This is a genomic window from Erythrobacter ani, from assembly GCF_019204025.1.
In the GTDB taxonomy this organism is placed as follows: domain Bacteria; phylum Pseudomonadota; class Alphaproteobacteria; order Sphingomonadales; family Sphingomonadaceae; genus Erythrobacter; species Erythrobacter ani.
The window spans coordinates 120,841-138,602 of record NZ_JAGSPB010000001.1 but is presented as its reverse complement, the minus strand read 5'-3'; the positions used below and the strand labels follow the sequence as shown (position 1 = coordinate 138,602).

Sequence of the window (17,762 nt, the reverse complement as noted above, 5' to 3'; positions counted from 1 at the left end):
GTCCGTTGGGATTATTCGCCGCCGCCAGGCTTTTTCTTTCTCCGACGCATCATGCCCTCTTGCGCCACGCTGGCAACGAGGTCTCCTGCGCGGTTGAAGATACGCCCGCGATTGAACCCGCGCCCGCTGCCCGACCAAGGTGCGTCGGTGGCGTAGAGCAGCCATTCATCGGCGCGGGCTTCCTGGTGAAACCAGATCGCATGGTCGAGGCTGGCCCCCACCAATTCGCCGCGCATCCATGAAAGGCCATGGGGTAACGCGCTGGTGCCCAGTAGGGTGTAATCGCTGGCATAGGTCAGGATTGCGCGGTGCAGGTCCGGATCGTCCGGCAGGGGCGCTGCGGTTTTGAACCACGTGTGCGCTCGCGGTTCGCGTGGTTCGGAATTCATCCAGTGCAGCCTGTCGATGGTGCGCATTTCAATCGGACGCGGACGGAGCATGAGGGCGCGCTGCGCGTCGGAAAGCTTGTCACCGATCTTGTCCGCCATGATCCGTCGCATCTCCATGTCGGACTTCAAATCCTCGGGAGGTGCGACATCGGGCACCGGCGAATCGACATGCTCCATACCATCCTCGGCCACCTGGAAGCTGGCGGTCAGATTGAGGATCGGCGTGATCGTTCCATCTTCGGCTTCTTGCGCTGCCACCACGCGGCGATTGGAAAAGCTGCGACCGTCAAAGTCCCGCTCGATCCGGTATTCGATGGGGATGCCTTCCTTGCCGCCCCGCAGGAAATAGGCGTGGAGCGAATGTGCGGTCTTTCCATCGGTGACCGAGGCCTGCGCTGCCTTAAGAGCCTGCGCAAGCACCTGGCCGCCAAAGACGCGCCCGACGCCACCTTTTTGCGGATGGCCGGAATAGATGTCGGCCGCGCGTTTTTCGACTGTCAGGAGGCGGACGAGACCGCCCACGAGTTTGTCAGGTGTCGGTTTTTCAGTCATGTCCTGCCATCGCGGTGGTGATGGTTGAGGTCAAGATCGCACCGACCGGAAAAAGCAAACCCCGCCCGGATCGCTCCGAGCGGGGTTCTTGTCCCAACACCTGGTCGGGAATTAGTGTGTCCCGGCCAACGCCGCGAGCAGAAGTAGCGCGACGATGTTCGTGATCTTGATCATGGGGTTCACGGCAGGACCGGCGGTATCCTTGTAAGGATCACCCACAGTATCACCGGTGACGGCAGCCTTGTGAGCTTCCGAACCTTTGCCCCCATGATTGCCGTCTTCGATATACTTCTTTGCATTGTCCCATGCACCGCCGCCAGCGGTCATGGAAAGCGCAACGAACAGGCCGCCGACAATCACGCCGAGCAGCAGAGCGCCCAGCGCCGCAAAGGCGTTTTCCTGACCCGCGAGGCCGTAGATCACGAAGTACACGACAACCGGAGCAAGGACCGGAAGCAGCGAAGGAACGATCATTTCCTTGATCGCCGCCTTGGTCACGAGGTCCACTGTGCGCGCGTAATCGGGCTTCTCGGAATAATCCATGATGCCCGGCTTTTCTTTGAACTGCTCGCGCACGTCCTTGACCACATCGCCCGCAGCGCGGCCGACGGCGGTCATCCCCATCGCACCGAACAGGTACGGGAGCAGGGCACCGAGCAGCAGCCCGACAATCACATAAGGATTTTCGAGACTGAAATCGACGGTCGCATCGGGGAAATAGGCCCGAAGGTCGGCGGTGTAGGCCGCAAACAGGACGAGCGCTGCAAGACCGGCAGAGCCGATTGCATAGCCCTTGGTCACGGCTTTGGTGGTGTTACCAACCGCATCGAGCAGGTCGGTCTTTTCACGCACACTATCGTCCAGTCCGGCCATTTCGGCGATGCCGCCGGCATTGTCGGTCACCGGACCATACGCATCGAGCGCCACGACCATGCCTGCCAAAGCCAGCATTGCGGTCGCACCGAAAGCGAGACCGAGAAGACCGGCCAGCTGATACGCACCGATAATGGCGGCGATAATCACGATGGTCGGCAAAGCGGTCGATTCGAGGCTGATGGCGAGGCCCTGGATCACGTTGGTGCCGTGCCCCGTTTCCGAAGCCTTGGCGATCGAGCGGACCGGGCGGTAATTCGTGCCGGTGTAATACTCGGTGATCCAGATGATGATGCCGGTCAGCGCAAGTCCGATCAACGAGCAGTAAAATAAATCCCTGCCTGTGAAGGGAACCATGTCCGTACCCGGATTGAGCACGGTGTTCATGTCGATACCGACCGTACCGAGCGCATATTGCGTGACGACGTAGATCAGCGGAATGGCGAGTATCGCAGTGACGAGGAAGCCCTTGTACATCGCTCCCATTACATTGGTTCCTCCGCCCAGACGGACGAAGTAGGTGCCAATGATCGAGGTCACGATGCATGCTCCGCCGATCAGCAACGGAAGCGCCATCAATGGGAGCAGCAAGTCTCCGATCTGTGTCAGCAGCAATGCAGTCAGAACCATCGTGGCACCCACGGTGACAACGTAGGTTTCGAACAGGTCTGCGGCCATGCCCGCGCAGTCACCGACATTGTCGCCAACGTTGTCGGCAATCACGGCAGGGTTGCGGGGGTCATCCTCGGGAATACCGGCTTCGACCTTGCCGACAAGGTCGGCTCCGACGTCTGCAGCCTTGGTAAAGATGCCGCCGCCCAGACGTGCGAAGATCGAAATCAGCGAGGCGCCGAATGCGAGGCCTACAAGGCCGTCGATCACGGTGCGGCTGTTCGGTTCAAGATTCATGGGGCCGACCAGGACATAAAAGAACACGGCAATCGCGAGCAGCGCGAGGCCAGCCACAAGCAGCCCGGTAATTGCACCCGCGCGGAACGCCAGCGTGAGGCCCTCTTGCAGACCCACACTTGCCGCCTGCGCTGTGCGCACATTCGACTGCACGGAAATATTCATGCCGATATACCCGGCCACGCCCGAAAGCAGCGCGCCGACGACGAAACCGACCGCCGGGATAAGACCCAGGAACACGCCGACAATGATCGCGACGATCACGCCAACGATGCCGATCGTGGTGTATTGACGGTTGAGGTAGGCTTGCGCACCTTCTTGAATGGCGCCCGCGATTTCTTGCATTTTTTCATTGCCGGTGCTCGCGGAGAGCACCTGGGCGCGGGTAAAGATGCCGTAAACCACGGCGAGCAGTCCCAGCCCGATAGATATCAGTATTAGGTTCACGAATAATCCCCTCTCGTGACGCGAAAACAGATATGGGAAATGCGCCTGATTAGATGATCCCGAATTATGTTTATGCGGCGCAAGGACGCACAGTCATACGGGCTTGCTGCATGCTGACAAGCCTCAATGGCGGGAGAGGGCGCCCGTTTCACCAGTTTTGGGAGGGGAAGAGCGCGCGGCGGGCTCTATCCGTGCTGGTAACCGAGACCTTCGGGATCGCTCACAGCGTTACCATCGAGCAGTAATGGAGCTCTACCGCGTTCTTCAACGGTGCCGATCATGGTCGCCGCGACAGGCAGAGCAGCGCCCGAAGGCAGGGTGAAAAGCAATTCGTAATCGTCCCCCCACCGCATGCACTCTGAAGCCCTATCGGGGTCTGCAACCGGTACCGCCGACGCTTCGATCGCGATTGAAGTATTGCTGGCCTTGGCCATTCTGAACACATCGAGGAGCAGACCATCCGAAACGTCCATCATGCCGCCCACCAAGGGTGCAAGTGCGATCCCTTCTTCAAGCCGCGGTCGCGGCCGGTTGAACGCCTCGAGGTGCTCGTCGAACCCCTCAAAGCCGAGCATGGCGCGGCCGACGGTCCCGGTTACGAATACACTGTGACCCGGCACCGCTGCGCTTCGTGAAGGAACGGGCCGACTGGTTGCCCGGCCGATAGCCGTCAGGCTGAATGTACTGGCTCCGGTCGCAGCGATTGTGTCACCGCCCATCAGCGGCACATCGTAGGTCGTTAGGACTTCGCGCAAGCCTTCTACGAAACGTTGGTCATTGCCGCCTAGCGCATGGCCAAGAAGGATGCCGATCGGTTTCGCACCTTTGGATGCAAGGTCTGACAGATTGAGCGCGACGAGCTTCCAAGCGACGTCGGCAAGATCAGCCTCACGGCGGAAATGCGTGTCCTCCGCCATCAGATCGTGGTTGAAGACCAGTGTCTCTTCGCCGATTTCGATGAGCGCACAATCATCCCTGAGATCGCGCGAACCTGGATGAAGCGGCAGCGTGCGCAGCGCCGCGAGAAATTCGCCTTCGGTCATCATTCCGAACGCAGTAACACGGCGGACCATGCCTGGGAAATCAGCGGCGTGTTTCCTTGGCAACCGCATCAAGGATGCCATTCACGAACTTGGCCTCACGGTCGTCGAAGAACGCTTTTGCCACATCCACATACTCGCTGATCGCGGTGGCCATTGGTACGTCTGCGCGGGCAAGCAGTTCGTATGTGCCGCCACGCAGCACCTGCAGCATCGTCTTGTCCAGCCGGGCAAGTGTCCAGCCGGATGCAAGCTTTTCAGCCAGCATTGCATCTATTTCGTCGCGCCTCGCATCTACGCCGCGAACGATATCGTCGAAGAATTCCACTTCGGCATCCGCAAACGCCTCACCTTCATGCTCGTCATCATCAACTTCTCGGCCAAGCCGGTGCTGGTGAAATTCGTTGAGCAGCTTGGCGAGCGGCGTTTTTTCCATCTGCTGTTGATAGAGCGCCTGAACGGCAGCGAGGCGGGCCGTCGAACGTGCGGCAGATCGGGCAGTCGTGTTCATTTGCTTCTAAGCTCCACCGATCGGGCGTGCGCGGGCAGGCCCTCGGCATGGGCGAGTGTGGCTGCGGCCGGACCAACTGCGGCAAACGATTTTTCGTCGAGACCGATAAAACTCGTCCGTTTCATGAAATCGAGCACGGACAGCCCGCTTGAAAAGCGAGCGCGGCGACCGGTTGGCAGGACATGGTTCGGGCCAGCCACATAATCGCCAATCGCTTCGGGCGTCATCCGGCCGAGAAAGACGCTACCGGCGTGTTTGATACTGGAAAGCATCGTTTCGGGATCATCGATGGCGAGTTCGACGTGCTCGGCGGCGAGACGATTGGCCAGTGCAGGTGCTTCGGAATCGAGATCGTTCACGACAATAACCGCGCCGTTGGCCTCCCAGCTCGCTTTCGCGGTTTCACCGGTTGAGAGCTGATTGAGCTGCAACCGCACACAATCGCTTACCAGCGAGCCGAAACCGGCATCGTCGGTGATTAGGATAGATTGAGAGGTCGGATCGTGCTCCGCCTGGCTCAGGAGGTCTGCGGCTATCCAATCGGGATCGTTCTTGCCATCGGCAATGACCAGGATTTCGGACGGTCCGGCAACCATGTCGATACCGACAACGCCGTAAAGCTGGCGCTTCGCTTCAGCCACATAGGAATTGCCCGGCCCGGTGATGACATCGACTGGCTTTATCCGTTCTGTGCCAAAAGCGAGCGCGCCAAGCGCATGTGCGCCGCCGACGCGCCAAATCTCGTTGATCCCCGCAATGTGCGCCGCTGCGAGGACGACCGGATTGCTGTTCCCGCGCGGGGTCGGTGTAACGACGACGATCCGTTCAACCCCCGCTACGCGAGCTGGGATCGCGTTCATCAGCAGTGACGATGGATAGGCAGCCCGCCCGCCCGGAACGTAAAGTCCGGCGGCATCGACCGGACGCCAGAGCGCTCCTAGGCGTATACCGGCATCGTCCGTATAGTCTCGATCCCTCGGCAATTGTGCTTCGTGATACGCGCGGATCCGGTTCGCGGCGAGTTCGAGCGCATCACGCAAATCCGCATTCAGGCCGTCATATGCCTCTTTGCAGCGTTCCGCCGTGATGACCCAGTCTTCATCCGACGCGAGTGGATAGCTATCGAAGCGCTGGCTGTATTCGATCAACGCATGGTCGCCTCGGCTCTTCACAGCGGTCAGGATGCTGGCCACCTGTCCTGCGACATCCTCTTCGGTCTCGCGGCGGGCATTGACCAAGCGGGTGAACTTCTTCTGGAAATCCGGGTCGAGCGTGGAGAGCGTCTGCATCAGGCGGCTTTCTCGGTTCGGGCGTGCGCGTCTGCGCGGAAGGCCGCAACCAGATCAGCAACGCGCGGGTCCTGTTTGAGCGCGGCTCGATTGACGATCAGGCGGGCGGAAATGTCGATGATGCGGCTGGTTTCGACCAGGCCATTCTGTTTTAGTGTCCGCCCGGTTGATACCAAATCAACGATTTGCCGCGCGAGCCCCAGCGAAGGTGCAAGCTCCATCGCGCCGTTCAGCTTTACGCATTCGGCCTGAATGCCCGCCGCCTCGAAATGCCTGCGGGTCAGGTTCGGATATTTCGTGGCGACGCGCAGGTGACTGACTGCTTCGCTTTCCTCAGAATCGGTCTCGAGCCGCGCAACGGAAAGTCGGCAGTGGCCGATATCGAGATCGACGGGAGCGTAGAGGTCGGCGTAATCGAATTCCTCGATCACATCCGAACCGACGATCCCGATCTGCGCCGCACCGTGAGCCACGAAAGTCGCCACATCGAATGCACGCACGCGGATCATGCGCATGTCGCCTCGATTGGTGCCAAAAGACAGCGACCGGTTGGACTTGTCGTGAAAGCCATCCTCGGGCACCACGCCCGCACGCGCCATCACCGGCAGTGCCTCGTCGAGAATGCGGCCCTTGGGGACAGCGAAGGTCAGCTGTTCGAAAGCGTCGTGGGATTGGTCGGTTTTCATGGTCGCGGGGCACTTAGGCACTGTGGAGCGAAAGGGCAACGAATATGGATACCACCGATGCGCGTTACGAAGTGGTCGATCCGCAGGCCACCGGGGCAAATGCAATCGCGCGGGCGTTCGAAAACCAGGTCGCCTATTGCCGCGATAACGGAGCCGAAATCACCGCCAGTGTGTGCCAGGCGCTGCTGGAATTGCTGCCAGGAGAGCGCGGCGGGACGGTCATGCTGCGACTTCGCAAATGGGCCGGTCCGCCACTTGCCGATGCGCTGCCGCTGCGCGTGGCGGGCGGGCTGCACGCGCTCCATCTGAAGGGCAACGCGCCTGAACTTGCGCCGATCTATGCCGGGCAACGGATATCCGGTGCGACAGATGTGGTCGCCGATGTGCTCGAACGGCATGAGGCAGAACTGCTCCCTTGGCTGGACGGGCCGCCGCAAACCAACGAAGCGGGACGATCGAGCAACTATGCTGCAGCAATGCTCTGGCTGGCGGATGAGGGACTGCCGCTGCGCTTCGCGCTCAATGAGCTAGGGTCGAGCGCTGGCATCAACCTGATGATGGGCCGCTATTTCTACGATCTGGGCGGGACCACGTTGGGGCCAGCGGGCACCCGAATGCTGCTCAAGCCCGAGTGGCTCGGCAATCCGCCGCCACCACATGACATCGATATCGTCGCGGCGCGCGGCTGCGATATCGCCCCGGTCGATCTGACCGACCCCGAACAGGCATTGCGGTTGCGCGCCTATATCTGGCCGGAATTTACAGAGCGATTTGCGCGTATGGATGCGGCGATCGCAGCGGCCAACACGATACCGCCCGAAATTTCGCGCCAGCCAGCCGATGCTTTTGTCGACGAAGTGCTGGCCGAACCGGCTGTGTCGGGCGTAACGCGGCTGATTGCGCATTCGGTCGTGTGGCAATACGTGCCCGAGGTGCAGCGCAAGGCCATCACCGAACGCATCGAAATAGCCGGAGCGGAGGCAACCGCAACCCAGCCGCTGGCATGGGTGTCGCTCGAAGCGAACAGGGATACTCACCGCCACGAACTGACCGTGCGCTATTGGCCGGGCGGCGAGAAATGGCGCAAGCTCGCCGTCGCGCATCCGCACGGGGCCTGGATTGAATGGCTTGGCGGCTAAGCCGTCAGGAATGGCTCCATCGCCGCGTTCACCTTTTTGGGCGCTTCCCATGGGACGAAATGTCCGCAATCGGGTACCTCGACGATGGTGAGCGGGTCGATGATCGCGTCCAGCCCTTCAAGGTTTTCGGGCGGCAGCGCGAGATCGTCGAGCGCCCAGATCACCATCGTCGGGATGGTCAGTTTGGGCAGCTGCGGCGGAGAATAGCCTTCAGGCACCTCGAACGGCTCGTCCATCGTCGGCACGTACATCGGGCTGGCACGGTAATAATTCAGCATTCCGAACGCGGCGTCGCGGTTCTGCCAGTCGCGCAGCAAAGCCTCACGCTCTTCCGGTTCCATCGCGGCAGGCCGGTCCCACTTTACCTCTTTTAGCATCAATCCCGTGAGGCCCTCATCCTTTACCAGTGCATCGTTCGCCGGATCGCGGAACCCGCGGATATACTGGCTTGCCTCGCGCTGACCCGGATGGGTGTAGAGCAGCTTCTGAAAGATTGCCGGATGGGGTGCATTGGCAATGACCGCTCGCTCAACCCGCATATGCTGCCCGCCGAGCGCCACACCCCATGCGATTGCTCCACCCCAGTCGTGACCGACAATCGTGAATTTCGGAATCGAAAGCGCATCGGCAAGCAGGAAGATATCGCCGATCAGCTTGTCGGGGGTATAGGCATCGACATCTTGTGGCTTCGACGATCCGCGATAGCCGCGCTGATCGGGCGCGATGCAGCGGAAGCGGTCCTTGAAATGTGCGATCTGGTGGCGCCATGTGCGGTGGCTTTCGGGAAAGCCGTGCAGAAATATAAGGGCAGGCGCATCAACTGGCCCTTCGTCCACTACATTCAGATGAATTCCGTTTGCGAGGTCGACACGTTTTTGTTCCATGGCCGTCAGCCCTCGCTTTCCATCTTTTCCATATAGCCGCTCGCCACCATCCCTGCGATCTGGTCGAACAATTGATCGGGTGTGCGGCGCAGTTCACCCATGCCCGCTTCCATCCCTTGTGCAACGATGATCTCGCGTTCGCCCGCCGCCATGCCGTCAAGCATTGCCTTGGCTGCATCGGCTGCGGGAATGCCTTCGTCGATCACCTTGTCACTGCGCCCACGCTTGTTTCCGTCCGCCACCAGCGCATTGCGTGCCACGTCGGTCGCGACCGAACCGGGATAGATTACATGAACGCTGACACCCGTTTGGGAAAGCTCCGCTCGCAAGGCATCGCCATATCCGGCGAGCCCGAATTTGACGGCGCTGTACGCAGTGCGCATCGGCACACCGACTTTTCCTGCGATCGAGGAGATGAAGGCGAGCGCACCGGAGCCACGCTCGGCCATGTGTCCGATAAGCCCTTGGCTGAAAGCGATCTGGGCGGTCAGATCGATATCGATGATGTCGCGGTAGACCTGCATGTCGGTCTTAAGCGCCCTGCTGCGCTGCGAGACACCGGCATTGGCAAACGCGATATCGACGCCGCCTTTCCAGGAGATTGCCTTTGCAGTCGCATCGGCAAGCGCGGCATCATCGCGCACATCGAATGGCAGGGTCAGTGTTTCACTGCATTGCGCAGCGACTTCGGCAAGGCGGCCTTCGTTTCGGCCCGACAGCACCAAATGCGCACCGCGCGATGCCGCGTCTCGCGCTAGCGCCGCACCTATTCCCGATGAAGCGCCCGTTATCCAGACGACCTTGCCGGCGTAATCCACTGCTCTCTCCCGAAGTCCTGCTTCAGGGATAGCTGACGGTCTTGGGCACTTCGGGCAAGGGAATAAATTCGTTTTCATCGCCCGGCACCTTGGGGAAACGTCCCTCGCGCCAGTCTTCTTTTGCCTGCTGGATACGCTCACGGTCCGAGCTCACGAAGTTCCAGAAAACGTGGCGTTTCGTGGTAAAGGCCTCTCCGCCGAGCAACATGACCCGAGCACCGTCACGGCCCGAAAGTGTCATTTCCGTGCCCGGCGCGAGCACCGCCAGCTCGAAGGAGCCAAGGGCCACCCCGTCAACCGATGCCTCGCCGCCGACTAGGATAACCGCCCGTTCATCGGCGTCTGCCTCGATCGGGATCGATCCACCGGGACCGAGCAGAATCTCGGCGTAAATCGTATCGGCATGGGTCGTTGTCGCGGCGCTTTCACCCCACAGATTACCCATGATCACCCAAGCCGTGGCGGCAGTATCCTCGATCATCGGCAAATCGGAAACCGCTTCAAATGCGGGATCGATTTCCTCGCGGCCGTCCGGCAGCGCGAGCCAGGTCTGCATCCCGTATAGCATCGGGCCTTTGGCTTTTTCTTCTTGCGGCGAGCGTTCCGAATGCACGATGCCACGCCCGGCGGTCATCAGGTTTACCGTGCCGGGACGAATGGTCGAAAATGTCCCTATGCTGTCGCGGTGGTCGATTGCCCCCTGAAAGAGCCACGTTACCGTCGCGAGATTGATATGCGGATGCGGGCGGACGTCCATGCCTGTCCCGACATCCAGCTGGCCCGGGCCGAATTCGTCGACGAAAATGAATGGACCAACCATCGTACGCTGGCGCGAGGGAAGCACGCGTCGGACCTCGAATTGGCCGAGATCGTGGGTGGTCGGCGTGATTGTCTCGGTGATCATCCGGCGAGCTCCTTCTGGATCATATCTCTGAGGTTTTCCGGAAAAAGCGCCTCGTGCCAATCGGAAAGTTCGTCGAGAGTAAACCAGCGATGCCGGGTCATGAGCTTTTGTTCGAGCTCCGTGTGGTGCGATGTGTCGATTTCCGCCTTTGCGGCATGCACGACGAAGTAACGCTCATCGCCTTGAACCGGTTCGCCCTCGACGGTCACAAATTCAGGGTTCGTGCGCGCAATTTGCCTGCCGGGTTTGGCATGAATCCCGGTCTCCTCGAACAATTCGCGTCTCGCTGCGCTTTCGAAGCTCTCGCCGGGTTCGCATTCTCCTCCGGTCGTGACCCAGAACGGCGGTCGGCCGGGAACGTCGAACCGAAACATCAGAGCGCGGTGCTGCGGATCGAGAACGATGATTCGCGCAGAGCGGCGCAGGCGTTTGACAGGGGGCAAATCGGCCATCAGGCCGGGGCGCTCGCCTTGATCGCGACCGCGTGGACACGCTCGCCAACAATATCGCCGAGCGCGGCAATCACCGCGCGTTGGCGTGAAAGGCGATTCATCGGCGCGAACGCGTCCGCTTCGATCACGATGGTGAAGTGCGATTCCCCTGAACCATCGTCACCCGAGTGACCGGCATGGCTGGCGCTGTCGTTGATAATTTCGAGACGCGACGGTTCGAACGCTTTCTCAAGTCGTTGCTGCATTTCCTCGGCGATTGTTCCGCTCATTCCCGCTTATCCCTTTTCTTGCGATCACGTTATGGTTGGAATCTGGTGCGCAAGTCACCATTCTCAACCCTTATGCGTTCTGCAAAGTTCCATGGCCGTCATGAAGACGAGGACCGCATTTGCGAGCATCCCACGTGCCGCGACGCTGGTGAGTTTCGTGCGCCGGGATACCGTCCCAACGGTTTTGATGGGCCGGGCGAATGGCGCTGGTTCTGCCTGGATCATGTGCGGGAATTCAATGCAGGCTACGACTGGTTCGAAGGGATGAGCGCGGAGGAAGTCATTGCCGCGCAGTCACCTGCCAGCGGTTGGCGCACCGAAAGCGCTGCATTCTCTCCGAAGGCGGCCGTCGACGGAATGCCCCGCTGGGCCGATTATGACGATCCGCTGGATGCAATCTCTGCGCGGGCGAGCGGCATTCGCAGCCGCGCAGAACGCGAGGCGAAAATGGCTATGGACGGACGCTTTTCGAAAGACGAAGCGTCGGCCCTCGAAATCATGGGTTTAGGCAGCAATACGGATCGCCGGCGATTGCGGCGGCGCTATTCCGAACTGGTTCGGCGTTATCATCCCGACAGAAATGGCGGAGACCGCCGATACGAGACGCGGCTGAACAAAGTAGTAGAAGCGTATCAATTGCTGCGGAAGAGCAAGGTCATCGCTTAGCCTCCTCAGCCTTCGTCGATCAGCTTGGCGTCGATCGCATTTGCTTCGGAATAAGCTGAGCGGTTTGTGACCCGATCTACATAAGCCCTGAAAGCGGGTGCCTCCGGGATCGAGCCGAAACGGAGTCCCCATATGAATTGGCTGCCGACATACGTGTCGGCCATGGTAAAACGGCTGCCTGCAGCAAAGTCGTTGTCCGAAAGCCAGCTCTCCATCGCCGAGAGCGCGAGTTCGAGACTGCCGAAACCTGCCATTCCAACGCGTTCTTGGGGCACCTTCCAATCCATCGCCTGCGCGACGACGGCCTGCTCGAGGGGGCCAGCGGCGAAAAACAACCAGCGGAAATAGGCAGCTTTCTCGTGGGTGTCTGGCAGCAGTCCTGCATCGGGATGCGTTTCGGCAAGGTAGTGATTGATCGCGGCGGCCTCGGTTATGACGTGATCATGGGCACCGTGATGGTGAACCAAAGCGGGCACTTTATTCATCGGATTGATATCGGTGAAGTGATCGGGCCGCGTTGCAAAGTCGAACACGACCTGCTCGTAATCCGCTCCCGCCTCATGCAGTGCCCAGCGCGAAATCTGTCCGCGGCTCATTGCAACAGTGTAGAATGTGAACTCGGCCATTTCTGCCTCTCCCCTCAGCGCCCTTTGGTCAGGATCGGTTCAAAGGCACCAAAGATCAAGCGAGAGCCATCAAATGGCATGTCGTCGCCATTGTGATTTTCAAATCCTTCACCTCTCATCAACGCCTCATTGGCTTTTTCGAAAACCTGCTTGTTTGGCCAGATCACCCAACCGGTGACGATTTTCTCACCTGGAGGGGCATTGACTGCCTTTCGGTAATCGGTGTTTTTTCCATCCGGAACATCGGCCTCCCAAGCCTCCATGACCTCGAGCGCGCCGTGATCCATCGACCAATTTGCCATAAATTCAGCAGCTTCGTGGTACTTTTTGCGATCCTCTTCCAGCACTGACAACACCGCACAGGCAACATACATCGCTAATTCTCCCTCAAGCTTGTTCCGCTAAGCTAGAGCAGGAATGCGGCGATTTGCCGTCAATTCTGTCGGAACGCCCAGCGCAATGTCCTGCCCATTCCCCATGTCGCCGCGCGCGCGGGCAAGGCGGTGATTACCGGGCGTTTCAGCCGCAGCATGGACCGCGCCCAATCCGGCAGCATGGCAACCGCTTCGGCGCCGATCATCGTCTGCAGTGCGGGCGGCGTGCCTTTCGGCCTCTGACTGAGGACGAGCTGAGCCACTTCTCGTGCCTCCGGCGAAGCGCGAAGATCACCGCGCAGCTCGCGGAAAATCGCGTCCGCCTCGTTCTGTGTTTCGGGTACCGGATCGGCGCCAAGCGCGCGGGCAATCACCGCGAACTGGCGATAATATTCGTCGCGGTCGCCGTAAGACATGTCGGGGCGTACGTGCCGCACGTATCCGGCGAGGAAACTCTGCGCCTCGACCACATGCACCCATGCAAGCGTGCGGGGATTGTTGGCTATGTAAGGCGTGCCATCGGGCAGGGTACCGCCCACCTTCGCATGAATGCGGTTCACCCTATCGATCGCCTTCATCGCTTCATCACGGTGACCAAATGTCGTTACAGCGATGAATTTCGCGGTTCGGCGCAATCGGCCATGCATATCTTCACGAAAATTGGAATGGTCGAGCACACCCTGAAGCGCGTGCGGGTGAAGCATTTGCAGCATCAGGCCGCGGATGCCACCGGTCATCATGCCCACCAGATCGGCGTGGACCATGCGGATCGGCGTATCACGTTCGAACAGTGCGTCGTCCGAAGGCGGCACTGGTTTCTGCCCTTGGGAAGTGTCGTTGAATACGCCGCGCACCTGCTCGACGAGCTTCAAGCGCAGAGTTTCAATCGGATCGGCCATTTCGCCAATGTAATCACAATGATCGGATATTTCGAGCAGGGGCCCCTTTATTCTTAAGACGCCGCGCGCCATTTTCCTGTGATGCACATCAACGCCGATTTCGACGAACCTGTGGCGATCCACACCGACCGACTCGATTGGCAGGCTTCGCCAATGGCGGGTGTCGACCGCAGGATGTTGGACCGCCTGGGCGACGAAGTGGCGCGCGCCACCTCGATTGTTCGTTATGCCCCCGGCAGCGCCTTTTCGGAGCACACGCATTCTGGCGGGGAAGAATTCATCGTCCTCGAAGGCGTGTTTCAGGACGAGCACGGCGATTACCCGGCAGGCACGTACGTCCGCAATCCGATTGGAACGCACCACGTTCCGCGCTCCGATCCCGGATGCACCATCTTCGTAGAATTGTGGCAGTTCGACGAGGCCGACCAAGAACAGATGGTAGTCGACCTCAATGGTCTCGACACGGTACCGGACGAGAAGCGCCCGGGTGTCAGCACCGCCGTCCTTGCCAAACGATCCTATGAGGAGGTGACACTTCAAGATTGGATCGCTGGGATTGAGGTGAACTTGGAGAGTGAGGGCGGTGCCGAGCTGCTCATACTAAGAGGTTCGCTCGGCTACTTGGGAGAAACGTTCGGCGTTCATGACTGGATTCGATTGCCTTCCGGCAGATCGTCAGAATTCGCGGCAGGCAGTGAAGGCGTGCGTGTCTGGATAAAGCGTGGGCATCTCGGGGCCATCCGTATTCCCGGCAATTAACCCGAGAAAAATCGCCTGACTTGCAAATTTAGCAGGTCGCCGCGTCTTGCAGCGCAGGCCCATGCGCTCTAACCGGGGCGCGCAATGAACTCACATTCCTCAGAAGAATTCGCAGGCGCGAGCGCCATCCCTTCGAAGCCGGATACGACGGTCGATGTGCGTGACACATTCGGCATCGATATCGATTGGCAGGTTCCTGCTTTTAGCGAAAACGACGAGCATGTGCCCGAGCTTGACGAAAGCTACGTGTTCGATGCCGACACGACCCTCGCTATACTCGCCGGTTTTGCGCACAATCGCCGGGTCATGGTGCAGGGCTATCATGGCACCGGTAAATCGACCCACATTGAACAGATTGCTGCGCGGCTCAATTGGCCGAGTATCCGTGTCAACCTCGATGCGCATATTAGTCGGATCGATCTTGTCGGGCGCGATGCAATCGTGCTGAAAGACGGTCTGCAAGTCACCGAATTCAAGGAAGGGATCCTGCCGTGGGCTTTGCAGCATCCCGTCGCGCTTACTTTCGATGAGTATGATGCCGGCCGCCCGGACGTGATGTTCGTAATCCAGCGCATTCTCGAATTCGATGGCCGCCTGACGCTGCTCGATCAGAACCGCGTGATTACGCCTAATCCGTATTTCCGCCTTTTTGCGACGACCAACACAGTCGGATTGGGTGATACAAGTGGCCTTTATCATGGCACCCAGGCAATCAACCAGGCGCAGATGGATCGCTGGAACATTGTTGTGGCGCTGAATTATCTCCCTGCCGAAATCGAACAGCAGATCGTCAAGTCGAAGACGCCCGATTGCGATGATGCGCTGATTGCCGACATGGTGAAGGTCGCAGAGCTGACTCGTCAGGGTTTCATGACTGGCGATATTTCGACCGTGATGAGCCCGCGAACGGTCATTACCTGGGCGCAGAACGCCGCTATCTTCAATTCGGTCGGGTTTGCGTTCCGCCTCTCGTTCCTCAACAAATGCGACGAAGCCGAGCGCACGCTGGTGAGTGAATATTACCAGCGGGTGTTCGACGAAGACCTGCCCGAGAGCGCTGCCCAGGGTAGGTAAGCGAAGCCACTTGCCTGCAGGTGTAATAGCCTGCTAATACAGTGCGTATGGGTCTATTCTCCCGATTCCGTAGACGCTCCCCGCACGATCACGAGCGTGATGGTGAAACGGGGTTTTTTCCGCTCTACGAATCGCAGCGCGGCTTTTCCGCAGACGACGATTTCGCACCGTCTGCGACGCCGCGCTTTTCGCCGGACTATAACAAGTGGGATCAGAGGCTCTCTTCGCTCGACAGTGAGGTAGAGCGCGAGCGTCGCCGGAGGCTGCCATGGTGGCGCCCATCGAAATATCGCGGACGCCGCAAACGCTGGTGGGCGGTGCGAGTTTTCGTCGCTGCTATACTCCTCTTCTTCGCAATTGTGGCATGGCTGGCGATCACTGCCCCGCTTTCCAAATCACTGGAGCCCATCGCCGCGCCGCAGATAACTCTGTTGGCAAGCGATGGAACACCAATCGCGCGCAGCGGCGCAATGGTCGATGCGCCGGTCGAGGTGGGGAGATTGCCGCCGCACGTCGTTGAAGCTTTCCTCGCGATAGAAGATCGACGGTTCTACTCGCATTGGGGCGTCGATCCGCGTGGCATTGCCCGCGCTATCTGGACGGGGCGAGGCGGTGGAAGCACGATCACGCAGCAGCTGGCGAAATTCACCTTTCTCACTCCGGAACAGACACTCACCCGCAAGGCCCGCGAGGCGCTGATCGCCTTCTGGCTGGAAACCTGGCTGACCAAGGATGAAATCCTCGAACGCTATCTCTCCAACGCGTATTTCGGAGACAATCAATACGGCCTCCGTGCCGCATCGATGCACTACTTCTATCGCAAGCCGGAAAATCTTCTGCCGCAGCAAGCGGCGATGCTGGCAGGGCTGTTACAGGCCCCGTCGCGGTACAATCCGGCCAAGCATTACGACCGCGCCAAGCGGCGAATGGACCTGGTGGTCGGCGCGATGGTTGCAGAGGGCTATCTGACCGAAGCCGAGGCGGCGGCCTTGCCTGCACCGAGGCTGGATGTACGCACTCGCGACGATCTGCCGACCGGCACCTATTTTGCAGATTGGGCACTGCCTATTGCGCGCGAAGGTGTAGAGGCGAGCTATTCGCGTCAGGCCTTTACGACGACGCTTGACGCAGGGCTCCAAGGGCTTGCCGGGCGTGTCACCAGCAGAGCCGCACTTGGCGGGGCGCAGGTCGCTCTGGTCGCCATGCGGCCTACGGGTGAGGTAGTCGCGATGGTTGGGGGCAAGGATTATGCCTCTTCTCCCTTCAACCGAGCGACCCAGGCCAAGCGCCAGCCGGGATCGACCTTCAAGCTGTTCGTCTATCTCGCTGCACTGGAAGCTGGGTGGGAACCGGAAGACACGATCGCCAATACACCGATCGAAAAGGGCAGCTATCGGCCAAAGAATTCGCGAGACAATTATTCACCGACGATAACTCTGGAAGACGCGCTTGCAACATCGAGCAATGTCGCCGCTGTCCGCCTGTTCGACGAAGTAGGCAGTGAAAATGTGATCCGCACGGCGAGATCGCTAGGCGTGACGTCACCCTTGCCAGAGGGCGATCCGAGTTTGGCGCTGGGGACATCCTCGATGACGCTGCTCGAGCTGACATCTGCTTATGCAGGAGTGGCCGCGAATTCTTTTCCCGTCAGAGCGTACGCGTTTCCAAAAGCGGAGGAAAGCTGGTGGGATTGGATTTTGACACCGGAAGATAACATCTCGAGCCGCGCGCATAGCGATCTGGAACAGATGCTTCGCGCGGTCATCAATCGCGGGACGGGGAGGGCGGCGACGTTGCCCGTCGCAAACTACGGCAAGACCGGGACGAGCCAGAACAATCGCGATGCGCTCTTCGTGGGATATGCAGGGGATCTCGTTGTCGGTGTTTGGGTCGGCAACGATGACAATTCGCCCTTGGACGGCGTGACCGGTGGCGGTTTGCCTGCACGTATCTGGAAAGACTTCATGCGCGGCGCGCTATCGCTGCCCGAACCTAGGCCGAGCGCGTCGCCCGATCCCGAAGGCCCGATCCAGCCCTTCGATGTCGAGGACGGGGCCACAATTCCGCTCGACGACAATGGTTCAAGCATCAGCTTCGACGATGATGGAATAACGATAAGCACCGAAATCGAAGGAATGCCGCTCGATTTCAGGCTGGACGATAACGGCCTTGCGGTGGAGTCGGCCGAGCCCGACAGGTAAC

General features: G+C 59.8%; 19 protein-coding genes. 5 read left to right on the top strand and 14 right to left on the bottom strand.

Features of this window, described 5'->3' with window-relative positions; all coding sequences use genetic code 11:
* Positions 1-11: 11 nt before the first annotated feature.
* The 6 genes from KCG45_RS00740 to hisG all read right to left on the bottom strand — a co-directional run bounded on the left by KCG45_RS00740 (position 12) and on the right by hisG (position 6,696).
* Positions 12-941, bottom strand: coding sequence for an acyl-CoA thioesterase (locus tag KCG45_RS00740; RefSeq protein WP_218315248.1), 930 nt, complete (start codon positions 939-941; stop codon positions 12-14).
* Between the two features lie 111 nt (positions 942-1,052).
* Positions 1,053-3,170, bottom strand: a complete 2,118-nt coding sequence (locus tag KCG45_RS00735) for a sodium-translocating pyrophosphatase (protein WP_218315247.1) — start codon at positions 3,168-3,170, stop codon at positions 1,053-1,055.
* Positions 3,171-3,355: 185 nt separating this feature from the next.
* Complete coding sequence (gene thiL / locus KCG45_RS00730; protein ID WP_255547881.1) at positions 3,356-4,243, bottom strand: thiamine-phosphate kinase; 888 nt, start codon at positions 4,241-4,243, stop codon at positions 3,356-3,358.
* A gap of 10 nt (positions 4,244-4,253) precedes the next feature.
* Positions 4,254-4,721, bottom strand: coding sequence for a transcription antitermination factor NusB (gene nusB / locus KCG45_RS00725; protein ID WP_218315246.1), 468 nt, complete (start codon positions 4,719-4,721; stop codon positions 4,254-4,256).
* Entirely contained in the window at positions 4,718-6,010 is a 1,293-nt protein-coding gene (gene hisD, locus KCG45_RS00720) for a histidinol dehydrogenase (protein WP_218315245.1), read from the bottom strand. Before hisD ends, nusB begins: the two co-directional genes overlap by 4 nt.
* Positions 6,010-6,696: an ATP phosphoribosyltransferase gene (gene hisG, locus KCG45_RS00715; RefSeq protein ID WP_218315244.1), complete on the bottom strand. Its 687-nt coding sequence runs from the start codon at positions 6,694-6,696 to the stop codon at positions 6,010-6,012. The genes hisD and hisG overlap by 1 nt, the downstream gene beginning before the upstream one ends.
* Before the next feature lie 44 nt (positions 6,697-6,740).
* Between hisG and KCG45_RS00710 the strand changes: the two genes are divergently transcribed.
* Complete coding sequence (locus KCG45_RS00710; RefSeq protein ID WP_218315243.1) at positions 6,741-7,835, top strand: DUF2332 domain-containing protein; 1,095 nt, start codon at positions 6,741-6,743, stop codon at positions 7,833-7,835.
* Here the strand turns inward: KCG45_RS00710 and KCG45_RS00705 are convergent.
* From KCG45_RS00705 to KCG45_RS00685, 5 genes are read right to left on the bottom strand one after another with little or no spacing between them, the layout of a single operon-like run.
* Positions 7,832-8,719: an alpha/beta fold hydrolase gene (locus tag KCG45_RS00705; protein ID WP_218315242.1), complete on the bottom strand. Its 888-nt coding sequence runs from the start codon at positions 8,717-8,719 to the stop codon at positions 7,832-7,834. The genes KCG45_RS00710 and KCG45_RS00705 overlap by 4 nt on opposite strands.
* Before the next feature lie 5 nt (positions 8,720-8,724).
* On the bottom strand, positions 8,725-9,537 hold the full coding sequence (locus KCG45_RS00700; protein WP_218315241.1) for an SDR family NAD(P)-dependent oxidoreductase: 813 nt from the start codon (positions 9,535-9,537) through the stop codon (positions 8,725-8,727).
* A 22-nt stretch (positions 9,538-9,559) separates the two neighbouring features.
* Positions 9,560-10,441, bottom strand: a complete 882-nt coding sequence (locus tag KCG45_RS00695; RefSeq protein ID WP_218315240.1) for a pirin family protein — start codon at positions 10,439-10,441, stop codon at positions 9,560-9,562.
* Entirely contained in the window at positions 10,438-10,893 is a 456-nt protein-coding gene (locus KCG45_RS00690) for an NUDIX hydrolase (RefSeq protein ID WP_218315239.1), read from the bottom strand. The genes KCG45_RS00695 and KCG45_RS00690 overlap by 4 nt, the downstream gene beginning before the upstream one ends.
* Positions 10,893-11,162: a BolA family protein gene (locus tag KCG45_RS00685; RefSeq protein WP_218315238.1), complete on the bottom strand. Its 270-nt coding sequence runs from the start codon at positions 11,160-11,162 to the stop codon at positions 10,893-10,895. Before KCG45_RS00685 ends, KCG45_RS00690 begins: the two co-directional genes overlap by 1 nt.
* A 72-nt stretch (positions 11,163-11,234) precedes the next feature.
* Here KCG45_RS00685 and KCG45_RS00680 point away from each other — a divergent pair, with 72 nt between their 5' ends.
* Entirely contained in the window at positions 11,235-11,828 is a 594-nt protein-coding gene (locus KCG45_RS00680) for a DnaJ domain-containing protein (protein WP_218316331.1), read from the top strand.
* A gap of 5 nt (positions 11,829-11,833) precedes the next feature.
* On the opposite strand, the gene KCG45_RS00675 is transcribed toward KCG45_RS00680, so the two are convergent.
* The 3 genes from KCG45_RS00675 to KCG45_RS00665 are packed head-to-tail and all read right to left on the bottom strand — an operon-like array spanning position 11,834 to position 13,727.
* Entirely contained in the window at positions 11,834-12,454 is a 621-nt protein-coding gene (locus tag KCG45_RS00675) for a glutathione S-transferase family protein (protein WP_218315237.1), read from the bottom strand.
* Positions 12,455-12,468: 14 nt separating this feature from the next.
* The gene (locus KCG45_RS00670; protein ID WP_255547877.1) at positions 12,469-12,828 is read right to left on the bottom strand and encodes a DUF1428 domain-containing protein; all 360 of its coding nucleotides are present in this window, start codon (positions 12,826-12,828) and stop codon (positions 12,469-12,471) included.
* A 59-nt stretch (positions 12,829-12,887) separates the two neighbouring features.
* Positions 12,888-13,727, bottom strand: coding sequence for an oxygenase MpaB family protein (locus KCG45_RS00665; RefSeq protein ID WP_218315235.1), 840 nt, complete (start codon positions 13,725-13,727; stop codon positions 12,888-12,890).
* Positions 13,728-13,808: 81 nt separating this feature from the next.
* Here KCG45_RS00665 and KCG45_RS00660 point away from each other — a divergent pair, with 81 nt between their 5' ends.
* The 3 genes from KCG45_RS00660 (at position 13,809) to KCG45_RS00650 (ending at position 17,761) form a co-directional block, all read left to right on the top strand.
* Positions 13,809-14,486, top strand: coding sequence for a cupin domain-containing protein (locus tag KCG45_RS00660; RefSeq protein WP_218315234.1), 678 nt, complete (start codon positions 13,809-13,811; stop codon positions 14,484-14,486).
* An 84-nt stretch (positions 14,487-14,570) separates the two neighbouring features.
* Positions 14,571-15,560 (top strand): cobaltochelatase subunit CobS, encoded by a 990-nt coding sequence (cobS, locus tag KCG45_RS00655; protein ID WP_218315233.1) that lies wholly within the window; start codon positions 14,571-14,573, stop codon positions 15,558-15,560.
* Between the two features lie 47 nt (positions 15,561-15,607).
* Entirely contained in the window at positions 15,608-17,761 is a 2,154-nt protein-coding gene (locus KCG45_RS00650) for a transglycosylase domain-containing protein (RefSeq protein WP_218315232.1), read from the top strand.
* Position 17,762 lies beyond the last annotated feature (1 nt).